Here is a 13,388-nt window from a genome sequence, read left to right on the forward strand (position 1 = left end):
TGTTTTTATTGGTATAGAAATAGTAAAAAATAATTTGGCGATTATCGGGATATTTAATACCTTGTAATTATGTAAAATTTTAGGAGGATGTATGGAGAGGAACTACGGGGTTAGTACATTTATCATGAATAGTGGCGAGCGCTACTGCTTGGTGGTGGATCGTTCTTCTGGCCTTCCCGAGTATTACCCTAACCTCTTTCTTACAACCCAGAGCCGTAATAGAGGGGACGCTTTTACGACGATGGTATCTGCCGCTGGCAATTTGGTTGTATTGCTTCGCTTTCTTGAACGCCGCGGTATTAGGCTTGAGGAGCGGCTTTTGACCAAGGAGTTCTTTAAGCCACATGAGCTGGACGACCTGCGTGATTTTGCTCAGCGAAAACAGGGAAAACTGCCTTCAGCAGCCCTCTCTAACTCGCTCTCTACTCTAGAAGATATAGAGGAGGCAACCGAAACTGTTAACAACGGGACACTTTATTTCCGGCTGACAACATTCGCTAGCTATATTCGTTGGTTTGCGATGCATATTTTAAATACGGCTGAGTCGGATGTCATCGAACAGATCAATACTATGACTGAGCAAATAAAGGAACGGCGATCAGCCAAGAAAGGTCGTAATAGGGACCAGCATGATAGGTCGTTAAGTGATGAACAAATAGATGTGCTACTTGCTGCTATTCAGCCAAGGGCCGATTGGAATCCTTTCTCGTTGGAAGTGCAGCGACGTAATCGGTTGATTATCTTGCTTCTGTATCACCTTGGCATTCGGGGTGGGGAACTACTAAACATCAGAATACGGGATATAGATTTCACTGCTAATAGGCTCAAAATAGCTAGGCGGTCCGATGAACAAGATGATCCTCGAACAAAAGAGCCCAATACCAAAACCCGCGAGCGAATCATGCCGCTGGCAGATATTCTTGCTAAAGAGCTGCATGACTATATTACTCAGGATCGCCGTAAAGTCCGATATGCGACGAATAATGACTTCCTTTTTGTCACTCACAAAGATGGCCCGACTGTAGGACAACCTATATCCAAGGCGGGTTATCACAAGGTAATCAGTATTGTTAGAGCTGTTTCACCACAACTCTACCGCGTAACGGGTCATATGCTTCGGCACACGTGGAACCGCAGATTTTCAGAAAGAATGGATGCCATGGATGAGCCAGTCAGTGAGGAGCGCCAGGAGAAGATTCGATCATTCTTAATGGGCTGGAAAGAGGGTTCAGGAACAGCCGCAATATATAACAAGCGTTTTATCCAACAAAAGGGACAAAAGGCTGCTTTGGCGTTACAAGAAAGTAGTGGTACTCGCTTGCCAGAGAATCTGAAGAATGACAATAAATAACACCTTACCTGCATTAGCATCACAATTAATTCCGGCTAAGGCGAATGGCTACTTCTTTGGGTTGTATGACTCATCGTGGGTATTGGATAAGAATGTCACTGTTAGTCTTGTTGTGATTCACAATTATTTGTCAGGAAAGACGCTAGAAGGCTGCCTTCACACACTCGCGTTTTATGCTTCCAGATTATCTTCCAGCCATACTAAAAATAATATCGAGCGTTTCCAGCACATGTTGCGTGAGACTGAAGCGAGAGAAATTACTGATACAACATTGATTAATTATCGGTCGATGCTAGTACCTGCAACAGAATGGTATCTGGCAACTATCCGTGGATTCCTGCGTCGTTGGCACAGGCTGGGTTATCCTGGTGTTAGCAAAGACGTGATGCGTTTATTGGATGGCTGGACCCTAAAAGGTAACCGAAAAGGTGATGCTGTTAAGCGTCAAGACCCTCAGGAAGGACCATTGACGGACAATGAACTCCAGGCTTTCAACGAGGGGGCTATACGAGCTTATGAAGTGAACTTAATTTCACTGGCTGAATTGGCCATGGCACTTGTCACCAGTAACACCGGGCGTCGCTCAATTCAGCTTTCACATCTTCGTATCGTCGATGTCCTCTGCGGCAAGAACGAAAAAGGCGAGCCTTTCTATGTGCTAAATGTGCCGCGTGGCAAACAAGGCGATGGTTTCCGAGCTAGCTTCAAACCCTTTGCGATGACACAAGAACTGTGGGCAATCCTGCGTGCCCAGGCAAAGAATGCAATTACTTTGGTTGAAAAACGTCTGGGGTTTGAATTGCAGGACGTTGATCGACAGCAGACCCCTCTTTTTCCCGATCTTGGTGTGGTAGCCGCCATCCATTCACCTCATAAATTCAGACAATTACTTACCAGCGATAAACTTCACATAGCAGCCGCAGATGTATCCGATACACTCCAGTTTGTCGTTGAAGCAGCTGATATTAAATCGGAACGTACTGGTAATCTATTGAATATTAATGCTCGACGCTTCCGCTATACCACTGGCACACGGGCTGCCCGAGAAGGTTTTGGCGAGTTAGTGATTGCGGAGTTGCTTGATCATACAGATACCCAAAATGCAGGTGTTTACATCAAGAATATCCCCGAGCATGTGAAAAGGTTGGATGCGGCAGTTGGTTTTCAATTGGCACGATACGCTCAGGCTTTTGTTGGTGTCCTCGTCGATTCAGAGAAGTATGCAAGGCGAGGTGACGACCCAACCAGCCGTATTCGTACCGAGGAGGGGATGGGGATTGGTACTTGTGGCGAACATGGCTTTTGTGGTGCCAATGTCCCTATTCCCTGCTACACCTGCATGCATTTTCAGCCTTGGCTGGATGGTCCGCACAAAGAGGTATATCAGTATTTGTTCGACGAACGTGAGCGGGTCAAAGAGGTAACTGGCGACATCGCGATTGCTGCTGTGCTTGATCGCAGCATCATCGCGGTGGCCGACGTGATGATGCGCTGTGCAATACGGCGCGAAGAGCTTGGCCAAGATGGAGTAAATGCGAATGGTTGAGATTTTTCAGTTCATGCCCCGGGCTATGTTATCGGCATCAGAAAATCTTGAAGTATTTATAAGCAAGTGTCGAGACGAATTGACTGTATTCGGACGCAACCTTGATTGGAAACAGGCGGTTTGGCCAAAAATAACTGTGTTTTCTAAGTTGGGTGTCACTACGCGCAAACCCAAACCGGAAGAACTGCAAGACAAGGCGTTTATCGATTTCTCCAAAGCCTATTTCCGTTACCAGCAGGGGCATAATCCCACTGGAACAAAGAATGAAAGCAAAGCCCTCCGAGCTATTGAGGCGGCTTTGCTGCAAGTAACAGGGAACGCCGATATTGATGGTTTGTCGATTACTGTTCTCGATGAAGCTGCTGAGTTGGCAAGACAGCACTACTCCGATGGAGCAGCTTATCAATGTGGTCGAGAGATTGAGCGTCTGGCTAAGTTTGTAACAGAAAACAAGCTTGTATTATGTGGCGTGCAAAGTTGGGTCAATCCAATTAAGCGCCCAGAAGATAAAAACAAAACAGGTAAAGAGGCGAAGAAAGCGAGAGAGAAAAGGCTTCCGCAGGATATTGCGCTCAATGCGCTGGCAGAAGTTTTTGCCAACGATCCAACGGACGCACGAGATGTATTCACAACATCAGTGTTTGCCATGCTGATGTCAGCACCATCGCGCATTACTGAAGTGTTATCACTGCCGGTGGATTGCGAGGTGTTCGAAACGGATCGCGAAGGTATAGAACGCTATGGGTGGCGTTTCTTTGCAGGTAAGGGCTACGAAGGTGATATCAAATGGATACCTACGGTGATGGTTGATGTGGCGAAAACGGCCATAGGCAGAGCGAAAAGACTGTCAGAGAATGCTCGAAATCTGGCCAAGTGGATTGAGCAACACCCGGACAGGTTTTACCGCCATGTTAACTGCCCTGACGTTGCTGATCACGCACCGTTGACGATGAAACAATCTTGCCAGGCACTCTGTTTGGATCATCGTTCCCCAACGAGATGTCGATCTACTCTTTTTAATAGGGGCCTTGCTCAAGAGGATGGAATACATACTCTAAACAGTTTGTGGCAGCACGTCACAGACCGTTTACCTGATAACTTCCCATGGTTTGATAAAGATAAAGGTATCAAGTACAGCAATGCTTTATTTGCTCTTAATAAAAATCAGTTCCCCGGCAATCGCGAATGCATACTGAATGAATTACATAAGCCGACCAATAACTTCTTCAACAATGATTTGTCGCCTCGCGAAGCTCTGGAAGGGAAACACGAAAGTATCTTTGATCGCTATGGTTACCGGTCTGAAAACGGTGAACGGCTCAAGTTGAGTTCGCATCAGGCACGTCACTTGCTCAACACTCTTGCCCAGCGTGGGGGCTTGTCAAACTTGGAAATCGCCAAATGGTCGGGACGGGCAGATGTCAAACAGAATCGGACCTACAACCACATGACCGAATACGAACTGGTTGGTATGGCTGAACGTTTGGATACATCAAAAGAGCTATTTGGTCCTGTCGGTGAGGTGGCCAAGAATCTTCCCATGACAACTATAGAGTTCAATACGTTGGAGCATGCAGCTGTGCATGTGACGGAGTATGGATATTGTGTGCATGATTACACTATGAGTCCCTGCGAAAAGTACCGTGACTGCGTCCATTGTACTGAACAGGTTTGTGTCAAAGGTGATGGGTCAAAAAAACTGGATCGTATAAAGGAGCGACTTGTTAAGTCAGAGCGCCTGTTTTCGCTTGCAGATACGTCTTTAGAGAAGGGTGATATAGGGGCTGATCGTTGGTATCAGTATCCCAAGAAAACGGTCATTAGACTTCGGGAACTAGTCGCAATCCTGGAGAACCCGAATATTGAAAATGGTGCCCAGATTAAGCTTAAGGGTAATGACTTCAGTCAGTTGCGTCGTGTTGCTGAGAAGAAGTCCACAGAGGTTATTGAACAAAATGGCAATGCAAGCGAAGAGGCTGCGATGTTAGAGGATTTGGCGTCTATGTTAGGGGGCGGTTTTGGCAAAACATTTGGACAATAAAGATATCCAGGCAATTGTGAACCTGATTCGAGGATGGCCGAACGAAAAGCTAACTTGGCCGGCGATCTGTGATGCAGCAGAACCGATGGTCGGGAAGTTACCAACCAGACAATCCCTGAATACGCATGAGGCAATTGTGACTGCCTATCAAATAAAGAAGGATGCACTTAAAGGTAAAGGCCACAAGAAACCTCGTCCAGCTAGCCTGAACATTGCAGCCGATCGTATTGCAAAGCTTGCAAGTGAAATCGAAGAGTTAAAAGAAATAAATCGTAGGTACAAACAGCAGTTTGTGATCTGGCAATACAATGCATACAAACACGGAATGAAAGAGCATCAACTCAATGCGTCATTGCCAAAGATTGACCGTGAACGCTCTGACGGTGAAAAACGATGATGATCATGGTCGTGAAATAGACCATGACGGAACTGAAAAACCAGTTGCTGAGTGGGTTTGAGCAGCTAAAGCAGAGCTATTCGCGAAGGTTGGACGACTGGCAGGTCGCTTTTGCGGAATAGAAGATGCTAAGTCTTATGCGGGCGGAGAACATAGGAATGAACGAGCGCGTCAGCGGCTTGAATGGGAGCGTCATGTCCATCAATCAGAAGTGTTTGATATGGAGATGTGACCAATGACAGTCAGAGTTCGGGATTACCCGCAACTGAAAGGCGCAGCGTGGTTTATTGATGAGGATGCTGAGTTTACTGATGTAGAAGCGCTACGTTTCTACGAGCGGAACTGGAAATACATTGAGACGGATACGCTGGAGCCACATGAGCTGGCGCTGATTGAGCGCCTGGTCCGCGAGGTCGGGAATGGTATTCTGAATGTCTGAATGTCCTGAAAAAAGGGCTTCCGGCCTCTACTTGCACGGTTTATCAGAAGAGAAGCTTAATGTAAAAATGCCGATTCTCGTTCGAGAATGCGTATGAAGACTTGCTCTTACTGATAAAGTTATAAGTCTGTGTGGTTTATTTTGTGAGTATTTTTGGTGTTTCTTCAAATATGGGTCATAAAGGAGATTAAAAATGATTGATCAATCTTTTTCAGCAAAAAATTTCAGGAGGATTTATGACCTGGATAGAAAAAACAAAGGCACACTCGAAGTTACATATTTTCCCAAAGCTTATAGGATTAGGAAAAAAATAATTCAGCTGAAAGGCTTTATTAATTGGTTGTCAGTAAGGCATAAGAATGGTCAGCTAAGCTTAGCTGACTTTGAAGAGAAAAAAGAGAAAGTTAATGGATATATTGAAATAAGGAAAGAACAATATAATAATGAAATAGATGAAAACTTAAAGGTTATTTCAAATAATGTTAGTGCTAAAGGATATGCTTTACCATTGATGTTATTGCCAAAGCAAGTTAAAAATAAAAATGTATACTCAATCGGGAATTCAGTAGAGACATTATTTGCGTCTCAGCAAATAAAGTGTATTTTAAGCTCTTTGTATAGAATAAAATCAAATAATAGGGATTTAATTATCAGTCGCCTAAGTGCTTTGGCTAAAGAAATGAGTCTAAAGTATATAATCAGGGCCGATGTTGAAAATTTTTATGAATCTATAAATCATAAGTCTTTACTTGATATTTTACATTCATCACCAAAATTGTCTGTTCCTCCTCGCCGGGTGATTACTCAGTTAATAAGAAAATATCAGGCCTTAACTGGGTTAGATAAAGGGTTGCCTCGCGGTGTAGGAGTAAGTGCATATTTATCTGAACTGTATATGAGTGTTGTAGATGATAAAATAAGAGCCTTACCAGATGTTACCTATTATGAAAGATTTGTAGATGACTTGATAATAATTTTCTCCCCAGACAAAGGAAAAAACACAGGTGGTTATCTTCACCAAGTTACTAATATTATAAATGAGCGTGGATTATCTCTTAATAGTAAAACAAAAGAGTTAGATTTATTTACACAATCTAATAAGGATTTTGAATATCTAGGTTATAAATTCCAGCTAACAGCTGGAGGCTGTAATATAAAGATGAGTTCTAATAAAATTCAAAAAATTCAAAAAATTCAAGGTCGAATTGACAAGTCATTTAATGAATATAATCAGAGTGTTAAGAAAACACCGAGGAAAGCAGTTGAAACTATTTTACTTAGGATGAAATTTCTCACCGGAAATACACGGCTTTATAATAGCAAGTCAAAAGCTTTTGTTGGTATATATTTTAGCAATCGATTCATAACTGATTTATCTGATTTAAATGGTTTGGATTCTTATTTGTTGAATAAGATAAATAGTTTGCAAGATCCGAAACTTCAAAAAAGAATTAGTCGGTTTTCTTTTAATAAAGGTTTTGAAGATAAAATTTTCAGGAAATTCAGTTTCATAGAGTTTAGTGAAATATCTAAGGGATGGTCACATGTCTAAAAAAGCGCTATCTATAAATTTCCCTATAGAACGAGTAGTTCTTTCCGATTTTTTACCGTATGAAGTTCCAATTATTTTTTCAAACAGGCATTTTTACAATTTTATTGTTAAACATCAAATAAAACATGATGGGTTGAATTTTATATGGTTAAAGGGCGACGATTCCTTAAGGAATTTAATTCTACTTTTATTAGGTCTTGAACAGACTACTACAACGGTTGAGATAATTGATAATGGCATTAGTTATACTAAAACAAATATCAACCATGCGAAATTGCCCAGTATTGCCTTTACTTTCCCAATTTCTCATAAACATAAAGAGTACAGATATTTGTCTCTAATGCATCCTAAGGGTCAGTTATTAGGTGTTGATTTTTATAGAAATTATAAAGATTTAATAACATACTATTCTGATGTCAGCCCATTTAGCCTCAGAGCAGCAAAAAGAGTAGCTGGCTGTACTTACATTGATTCAAGGTCTCTTATTGAAAGTTTTGAGAAAGAAGATTTAAGCATTGAGGTCGAAGGTCAGGATTATGAAAATTTAAAATCTTTTTTTGTTTATAAAAAATATCGTAATATTTTTGAGTTTTATGAATCTGAAGATCATCACTGGTGTGAGAAACGTTTTAATTATCTGTCTAAATTAGATGTGTCAAACTGTTTTGATTCAATTTACACCCATTCTATTTCATGGGCTGTTTTGCAAAAAAATTATGCAAAGCAACAATTAAACAAAACAAAGTCGACATTTCCATTTAAATTTGATCAATTAATGCAGAGGTCGAACTACAATGAAACAAATGGAATAATAATTGGACCAGAATTATCTAGGATTTTTGCAGAAATAATAATGCAGTCAGTGGATAACAATATCATTAATGATCTGAAGAAAGACGGCTTAGTTCTTGAGGTTGATTATCAAATATATCGTTATGTTGATGACTATTTCATTTTTTATAATGATGATGATGTGTTTAATAAAATTAGAATAAGCACACAGACAAATCTGAAAACTTACAAGCTAAGTCTGAATAAATATAAAGAGGAGAAATTTTCTCGTCCAATAATAACTCCAATAACGATTGCTAAGAAAAAAATAGCAAATTTGATCTCAGATAAAATATCTTATAGCATTAGTGACAATGATGCTCTAGGAGAAGATTCAAAGAAAGGCAGCGTCTACATACATCAAAACAGCTTATCTACCGACTTCAAATCGATACTATCTGTATCAGGCATAACATATTCTGATATTTTAAACTATTCATTATCTATAATTGAAAGAAAAATCAAGACGCTTTTTAAAGATTACAAAGAACTATCAAAAGATGAAAGTGGCGACCGTCAACTAATTAATGCTGTCGTGTCTATAGTAAATTTCACATATTTTATATATGCGGTTGCCCCTAAAGTGAATAGCACCATAAAATTATGCAGGATAATTCAGCAAGTAATTATGTTCGTTAAAGATCAAAGATTAGGTGAGGAATATCAACACGTTGTCTTTAAGTGTATATTCGATAACTCGTGTTCAATTTTAGATAAATATTCAGTTGATAAAACAACACCGATAGAGACGTTGTATTTATTGGTGCTGATTAGACAGCTTGGTAAATACTACTGGCTAGGTGAAGTAAGTTTATTAAAGTATTTTAATATTAAGAGTGATGGTTGTGCTTACTCATTTGATGATAATTTGAATTACTTCTCGATTACTTCACTATTATTTTATATGAGTGACAAAAAAAGATACGATGGAGTCAGGAAACATCTTTTGCTACATATTGAAAATATTTATAGCATGAAAATGGATACTCTTTTAAATGAATCTGAGTTAGTTCATTTAACGCTAGACCTAATTGCCTGTCCATACATATGTGTTTCTTTTAAAAAAGCTTTGCTTTCTCGTTATGGTATTGATAAATCGTATGTGAAAAGAATTATATCATTAAATAAATATTGGTTTACAAAATGGGATGAGTTTGATTTTGCTAAGGAACTGGACGCGAAACTTAGCAACGCTGTATACTAAGAGGAAGCGCATCAGGCACCCATAATGGCTGTTGGCAGCCACACACACCAGCGCTAACGGGTATGATTGCCCTATGCATGGGAGTTATACTTGGAGAGATTCGCCTGAGTCCCTCCGTTGAGGGAGCCCTCTGCTACACAGCTTTTGGCCTATGTAGTAGGGGGTTGTCGATACTGACCCCCAGCTTTAGTTCCACACACTTTTTGAGATTTCCGGTTTCTTGACCCTGGCCCAAAATCAGTTCAGCACAAAACTAGAGATCTTCGTCTTTCCTGAGACTCCGGATAAATTCAGCCGGAGTCAGGTTATTTAATGATGAATGTGTTCTTTCATGATTATATTCCATTCTCCAGCATTCCAGTTTTTCCCGCGCATCGTCCAGAGACAGGAACCAGTGGATGTTCAGACATTCGTCGCGCAGACTGCCGTTAAATGATTCAATAAACGGGTTATCTGTTGGTTTTCCGGGGCGAGAGAAGTCTATTGTCACCCCATGTTCATATGCCCATTTATCCAGACTTTTCGAGATAAATTCGCTGCCATTATCCGTCTGAATACGCACTGGCAGACGTTTGCCCAGTACCCTGAGAGCCTCCATCACACTGACCACATCCTCACCTTTCAGAGACTTTCCTGCATGGATCGCAAGGCATTCCCGACTAAAATTATCCACTACAGTCAGTGCCCGGAATCGCCTTCCGTTAAACAGACTATCCGACACAAAATCCATACTCCAGCACTGATCGATATGCGTCAGTACAGGACGCTGCTGACGATGTGTTGCACTGACATGTCTGCGCGGGCGTTAACTGTATGGCTATATTTCTGAATATGTTGCGTCTCAAAATCCTGCTGAAAACTTCTATTCTATCTATTCATAACCACCGTCCAAATTGTTTGGGCTTTAGAAGAGTAGCCAGTAGCGGCGGGTGAAAGTGGCAACGAAATTGTGTGTGCTTGTTTGGATCCAACGGTGTTGGCTTCGGCAATGTGCCGAACGGGCGATGAGCTCCAACATTAACGCGCTAAAATCCGCATTACTTTGTTTTTGCATTGGGGCCAAATAAGCATTGGAATGATATTAAATATCGTTACGATAATATAAGTTGGAAGATAAACCCAAGTGGTAAATAAAAAACAAAATAATGAACAGGAATTTATATTGTAACTATTCAATATCTCTTGTTGATATCAAGACAGATGAACGTAAGTGATCAGAAAATCGTCCATTTTATTGAGCACGCAATTCCTTCGCAGTACACTTTGCCAAGGCTCTCTAATGGATTTAAATGATGAAAAAGCGGAATGGAAAGCAACTAAAAGCCAGTGCCACTCGTAAACTTCGTGAAGCTAAGCCTCCTCAGGAACAGATGCAAATTCAGAAACAAGAGGATTTTTCTTCAGTTTGTGAAAAGGTAGTTCTGCATACTGAAGAAACTAACGAAACTTCTGTAAACTATTATTTCTGTAAAGCGGTGATAGCAAGGGAAGCAAAAGAGTTTAAGACGGAAAGGCAGGCGGTTCTGAACCTGATAGCATTTTCTGGCACCTCAGTGACACCACTGATTCAATCAGCGTTAGACCAGGACGAACAGTATGCGTTTAGCGAGCAAATTTGCGCAGTGTTTTCCCTGGCGAAAAGTGATGCCTCAACCAGTCCCTACATGGCAATCATCAGAGCATTTATTCTATCGGGTACAAAGCAGCAGTATGCTACCTACTTTAACTGTCTGATGGGCATTTCAGCATCCTTTAACAAAGAGCTCCCCATTTTTGATATCAGCAAGCTGAAGAACGCACAGTTGCTGGCTTTCTATGAAGAAACGCACCGTATCCTGCTGGATAACTCACGCCAACTCTATGCTCTTGAAAAGCTGACCAAATTTATATCTCGTCAAGTGGGCGAAGATACCTGCCAGAGTCTGCTCTTTTTTGAAGCCTATTTTAGTCTTGAGAGAAACCCCAAACACAGCATTGAGTTTGCCAGGCTGTTCCTCAGCGCCCCCAACCTCTCGGCAGGACGCACTAACTATCTAAGTTCACTAGCATACAACACTGCACATGCCGCCATAAAGATGGCTGATACCGAGCAAGCTGGTTACTGGATAGACTACGTTGATGATGACGATAAAGCTGCAACCCTCAGGCGCTCAATCGCTAAATTAGAGGAGAAAATAGGGGCAAGGACTGATCACCCATTAAATCCTGAACATATTGCCCCCACTTCACTTGAAAAAATATCTACCAGAATGCTGATGATACTGTGCGCTTTTGTCGATGGCTGCGGTGATGATTGGGGATTCAGAACACTGGAACGTGCTGGGAAATACATATTTCCTTCAGACACAATGACAGAGGCGCTGTTCCAGTCTCTGGCAATCGGCGGATTCATTAAAATGTCCCCATCCTCTTTCAACGCGCTGGATGATTCTGCACTTGACCACTTTAATGAAATATTGTGGGCTGCGAAATTTCATTTAAACATCATAGGCATTGCAGACAGTAGGGTGATGGCGTTACCGGTATTGTTAGAAGAGCTGGATCGCCGTAATGATAAAAAAGAGGTGGCCTGGCAGATCCGCGGGCTCATCACGACAGGATATTTCTATAACGCGTTTGAATACTATCTTGGCAATGTTAATGAACATTGGGCAAGAGAGTTTGTCCTGAATGAGGCGACAACAGAACGAATAACACTATCAACACTCAGCGGCAAAGACCTAGCCTATATTGCCAAATCGGCGATTCGCTTTACCGCAGGGCAGCACTCCATCGGTAGTACAAACAGTAACAAGCACACCTGCAATACACTCATTGGTAGCATCAATCGTTATTTCGACTGGGTAAATGAGGGCCGTTATCCCTACAACGCATTTGAACGGAGTAAAAGACAGCCCGTCCTATCCGCAGAAAGGCTGCTTGAGCAAATCGCAGGATTCACACCGGAGGATATCTACAACCTTCCGCCTCTGCCACAAGAGATTGAAGAAGAATCTGAAGAAGCGTAATTTTATCAGAAGAGTGACGTTCGGCCTTTTTAAAAGGCCGAACATACACATAGGCATGGACTGACCCCAGCTGTAACTTGATTGACCTGCTCCTCTCTAATTAATGCAACGAGGAATTAGCAACGTCCGCTTCTGGCATTGATCGGCCCGAAGCGCTGCTCGCTGGCAGCTATGAGCGCAGGCTTTGTGAAAACGTTTTTTGTACGTAGCAGTGGCAAAAAATAGAGCTTCAACCGCGTCCCTACGTAAAATTTGACTCTACTATCCAACCGTTCGGTTTCAGATTTTGTATAGCTTCACGCACTAATGGTCGCAAGCATACTGTAAATGGGAAACCAGTAAGTGAATTCATTCTCCTTGAGCATGCGAGCATTGCTGGCCAATTGGGTTAGTACAAAATAACATCAGCTGCGCGGAAAGCGTGTATGGCTGAATGTACTCGCCTTTTGCTGGAGAATCCGATGGAATGGCCTGCAAGGTAGGAACAAGATGAGAAAACTCCCATCCTTTTTTGAACTGAATTTTAATGTTTTAATTATTTGGAGGAATGTTGAGCACTTCAAATTCCAGCGACCTTGTGGGCACGTTATGGAAATCTTGCACTAGATGAATCCGAACGGGTTGACGCGTACCTGTTGTGTCTACTAATTGCCAGTGATTGCACCACTCATATAAAAAAGCCCGCTAATGCGGGCTAGTGCTTACCAGTAATAATTTCCAGGGCGTTTGTTAGGCAACCATAAAATCCCTTCAGGTTCTATACCTTTGAGCAGTTCACGCAATTTTACTCGAGTATCGGCTCTATGTGCTCTGGTAGTACAAAGATTGTCCCACCAGCCAGGATTTTTGCTGTAGTTGCAGTGATAATTTCGCACATCCTCATCATAATGCTTCATTTTCCCATCTCGGGACGGGAAGCTAACATGCTGATGAGGATTGGGTTTTTCCCGCCAATTTCTGTCTTTCCTGGTATTAAATGTACTCATATAGTTACCTCGTAAGTTTATTACGAGATAACC

General features: G+C 41.8%; 10 protein-coding genes and 1 pseudogene. 9 read left to right on the plus strand and 2 right to left on the minus strand.

Going from position 1 to position 13,388, the window contains the following annotated elements:
- Positions 1 to 91: 91 nt before the first annotated feature.
- From EDF88_RS17435 to drt3b, 8 genes are all read left to right on the plus strand, one after another.
- Positions 92 to 1,351, plus strand: a complete 1,260-nt coding sequence (locus EDF88_RS17435; protein WP_134186093.1) for a site-specific integrase — start codon at positions 92 to 94, stop codon at positions 1,349 to 1,351.
- On the plus strand, positions 1,338 to 2,897 hold the full coding sequence (locus EDF88_RS17440; protein ID WP_134186095.1) for a site-specific integrase: 1,560 nt from the start codon (positions 1,338 to 1,340) through the stop codon (positions 2,895 to 2,897). Before EDF88_RS17435 ends, EDF88_RS17440 begins: the two co-directional genes overlap by 14 nt.
- Positions 2,890 to 4,938, plus strand: a complete 2,049-nt coding sequence (locus tag EDF88_RS17445) for an integrase (RefSeq protein ID WP_134186097.1) — start codon at positions 2,890 to 2,892, stop codon at positions 4,936 to 4,938. Before EDF88_RS17440 ends, EDF88_RS17445 begins: the two co-directional genes overlap by 8 nt.
- A complete protein-coding gene (locus EDF88_RS24825; RefSeq protein WP_186367378.1) occupies positions 4,916 to 5,335 on the plus strand; it encodes a hypothetical protein in 420 nt (139 codons plus the stop codon). The genes EDF88_RS17445 and EDF88_RS24825 overlap by 23 nt, the downstream gene beginning before the upstream one ends.
- A gap of 23 nt (positions 5,336 to 5,358) precedes the next feature.
- Positions 5,359 to 5,457, plus strand: a complete 99-nt coding sequence (locus EDF88_RS25095) for an MbeD/MobD family mobilization/exclusion protein (protein ID WP_347876565.1) — start codon at positions 5,359 to 5,361, stop codon at positions 5,455 to 5,457.
- 113 nt (positions 5,458 to 5,570) lie between these two features.
- The gene (locus tag EDF88_RS17460) at positions 5,571 to 5,774 is read left to right on the plus strand and encodes a hypothetical protein (RefSeq protein WP_134186099.1); all 204 of its coding nucleotides are present in this window, start codon (positions 5,571 to 5,573) and stop codon (positions 5,772 to 5,774) included.
- A 193-nt stretch (positions 5,775 to 5,967) separates the two neighbouring features.
- Entirely contained in the window at positions 5,968 to 7,326 is a 1,359-nt protein-coding gene (gene drt3a, locus EDF88_RS17465; RefSeq protein ID WP_134186101.1) for an antiviral reverse transcriptase Drt3a, read from the plus strand.
- The gene (gene drt3b, locus EDF88_RS17470; protein ID WP_134186103.1) at positions 7,319 to 9,361 is read left to right on the plus strand and encodes an antiviral reverse transcriptase Drt3b; all 2,043 of its coding nucleotides are present in this window, start codon (positions 7,319 to 7,321) and stop codon (positions 9,359 to 9,361) included. The genes drt3a and drt3b overlap by 8 nt, the downstream gene beginning before the upstream one ends.
- A gap of 253 nt (positions 9,362 to 9,614) precedes the next feature.
- Here the strand turns inward: drt3b and EDF88_RS17475 are convergent.
- A pseudogene (locus EDF88_RS17475) lies at positions 9,615 to 10,172 on the minus strand (IS3 family transposase); the annotation flags it as partial.
- Between the two features lie 481 nt (positions 10,173 to 10,653).
- Here EDF88_RS17475 and EDF88_RS17480 point away from each other — a divergent pair.
- Positions 10,654 to 12,369: a hypothetical protein gene (locus EDF88_RS17480; protein ID WP_208326154.1), complete on the plus strand. Its 1,716-nt coding sequence runs from the start codon at positions 10,654 to 10,656 to the stop codon at positions 12,367 to 12,369.
- A 701-nt stretch (positions 12,370 to 13,070) separates the two neighbouring features.
- Here the strand turns inward: EDF88_RS17480 and EDF88_RS17485 are convergent.
- Complete coding sequence (locus EDF88_RS17485) at positions 13,071 to 13,355, minus strand: hypothetical protein (RefSeq protein WP_134186108.1); 285 nt, start codon at positions 13,353 to 13,355, stop codon at positions 13,071 to 13,073.
- Positions 13,356 to 13,388 lie beyond the last annotated feature (33 nt).

The sequence above is a fragment of the Buttiauxella sp. BIGb0552 genome, from assembly GCF_004366275.1.
In the GTDB taxonomy this organism is placed as follows: Bacteria; Pseudomonadota; Gammaproteobacteria; order Enterobacterales; family Enterobacteriaceae; genus Buttiauxella; species Buttiauxella gaviniae.